This is a genomic window from Kitasatospora sp. NPDC091257 (genome assembly GCF_044757675.1).
GTDB lineage: Bacteria > Actinomycetota > Actinomycetes > Streptomycetales > Streptomycetaceae > Kitasatospora > Kitasatospora lactacystinica.
Genome location: NZ_JBIVVI010001401.1, coordinates 1 through 2125 on the forward strand (window position 1 = coordinate 1; position 2125 = coordinate 2125).

A 2125-nucleotide genomic window follows, 5' to 3' on the forward strand; every position below is an offset into this window, starting at 1 on the left:
GGGGGGGAGTGACCTCTCCCGGCCCGTCCTCCGCCCCGCGCCGTCGGGCCGCTGCACTGCCGCCCGCCCCGCCGGACGGTCCGCCCGTTTCGGGCGCCCCCGCCGTCGCCTCGGCCGCCGCGCGCCGTCCGCCCGGGGTTGTTCCCGGGCCGTCCTCCGCGAACCCACCTGTCCGGGCGTGGGTCACGGGGGAGCGGGCCGGGCACCGCAAGGGCTCCGAGGCGGAGGACGTGTTCGGCAAACGCCCCCGGACCTGGCGCAACCACGTCTGGGAGGGAGATCACGTCCAGGCCCCGCTGCGCGTGCACGCGGACGGCCAGCTGGTGCGGCCGTACGTCACGTGGTTCATCGACTGTGCGACGAAAGCAATCACCGGGGTGGCGGTGACGCCGGGCTGTCCTTCACGTGCCTCGATCCTGGCGGTGCCTCGATCCTGGCGGCGCTGCGCTGCGCGGTGCTGCGCACCGGGCCGTACGGACCGATCGGGGGCCGGCCGGAGAGCGTGCGGATCGACCGCGGCAAGGACTTCCTCTCCCGCACCGTCACCGCGGCCTTCGGCGCGTTCGGAACGACCGTGGACGACCTGCCGGCCTACAGCCCCCATCCGAAGGGCGGCATCGAGAACCTGAACCGCAGCGCGATACGGATGCTGTTCGCTGCCTTGCCCGGTTACCGCACCGAGCAGCCCGGCCGCCGCCCCGACCGGCTGCCCACGGCCCCGGCCCGGTCCTTCGAGGACTTCACCGCTGAGGTACTGGCCTGGGTCACCTGGTGGAACACCGAGCACCACTCGGACGGCCTGAACGGCCACACCCCGCTTCAGGCCTGGCCGCACGACCCGACACCGATCATCACCGACATTCCGCCTACGGACCTGTGGTCGTTCACGCTCGAGGACGACGGCCGCACCCGCGTCATCACCAGCCACGGGGTCCGCTTCACGAACCGCGACTACCTCGCCGCCTGGATGGCCGGGCAGGCCAGCCGCGCGGTCAGGGTCCGGTTCATGACCCATCACACCCACGAGACCGAAATCTGCGACCCCGCCGGCCGCCGCCTGGGCACCGCCCACCTCGCCGACCAGGCCACCCCCGAGTAACTCACCGCGCTGCGCCGCGCCCGCACCCGGCGCCTGCGGGCCGAAGCGAGGGCCGCCGAGCAGCTGCGCCAGGAACGCTTCGCCCCCGCCACCACCCCCACCGCGCCACACCGCCTCGACACCGCTACCGCCACCGAGGTGACCCGGGAGCTGTCCCGCCACCACGAGAGCGGCCTCGCCTCGCCGGCCCTGCCGGAGCTGATTCCACCCGCTCCGCCACCGGTCCACTGGGTCACCCCCGCCGCCGTGGGAACCGCCGCCCGGCCCGCCCCGTCAACCGACCGCGAGGACACCCTGTGACCCTCGCCTGCCGCCCGCATCCACCGACCGGTACATCGCCCTGCCCGAGGCCCGTGTCGTGGCCACCCGTGCGCTGCTCGCCGTGCGCGATAACCTCGCCGACACCATCGCCGCCCGCGCCATGATGTGCATCCACGGCGGCGCCGGCTTCGGCAAGACCGTCGCGGTGACCAGTTGCCTGCGCGAACTCGAACCCGGCGAGGACATCCACCGCATCACCTTCCACACCCGCCCCACCACCCGGGCCGCCGTGCGCCACGAACTGTTCATCAGCCTCGGACTTCCGGGCTCTCCGCCCACCCCCGCACCCTCGTCCTGGACGAGGCCCAGTGGTTCTCCAGCGACCAGCTGGAGTACGTCCGCTTCGTGGGCGGAGAAGGCTGCCACCAGGCCCTGCGCAAGGAACCAGCGCTCCCCTCCAGGATCTTCATCTGGCAGCGCCTCGCCCGCCTGACTCCGGAGGAGGTCCTGGACGTGATCCCGCTCTACCACCCCGTCCGGGCCGACGCGGACCCGGACGACATCTCCTTCGCCGACCAGCGCGCCGCCCACGGCAACTTCCGCGCCTGGGCCCAGCTGACGGCACACGCCGTACCGCCCTGGCCCGCACGGAACGCCCCAGGATCGACCGGGACCGTCATGGGCATCACCAGGGTGCCGCCGGTGTAGTCGAGTACCCGGTGGGCGGTCTCGACCACGAGTTGCCGCCACGGCGGCCAGTGCTGG

At 73.3% G+C, this 2125-nt stretch carries 4 protein-coding genes and 1 pseudogene; 4 read left to right on the top strand and 1 reads right to left on the bottom strand.

Annotated elements, in window-relative coordinates; all coding sequences use genetic code 11:
* The first annotated feature begins 340 nt into the window (after positions 1-340).
* The 4 genes from ACIQOV_RS38685 (at position 341) to ACIQOV_RS38700 (ending at position 2068) form a co-directional block, all read left to right on the top strand.
* Positions 341-1099, top strand: a complete 759-nt coding sequence (locus ACIQOV_RS38685; RefSeq protein ID WP_401055499.1) for a Mu transposase C-terminal domain-containing protein — start codon at positions 341-343, stop codon at positions 1097-1099.
* Positions 1100-1237: 138 nt separating this feature from the next.
* A complete protein-coding gene (locus ACIQOV_RS38690; protein ID WP_401055500.1) occupies positions 1238-1399 on the top strand; it encodes a hypothetical protein in 162 nt (53 codons plus the stop codon).
* 58 nt (positions 1400-1457) lie between these two features.
* Positions 1458-1853: a hypothetical protein gene (locus tag ACIQOV_RS38695; RefSeq protein WP_401055502.1), complete on the top strand. Its 396-nt coding sequence runs from the start codon at positions 1458-1460 to the stop codon at positions 1851-1853.
* A gap of 20 nt (positions 1854-1873) precedes the next feature.
* Entirely contained in the window at positions 1874-2068 is a 195-nt protein-coding gene (locus ACIQOV_RS38700; RefSeq protein ID WP_401055504.1) for a hypothetical protein, read from the top strand.
* On the opposite strand, the pseudogene ACIQOV_RS38705 reads toward ACIQOV_RS38700, so the two are convergent.
* A pseudogene (locus ACIQOV_RS38705) lies at positions 2023-2125 on the bottom strand (ATP-binding protein); the annotation flags it as partial. The gene ACIQOV_RS38700 and the pseudogene ACIQOV_RS38705 overlap by 46 nt on opposite strands.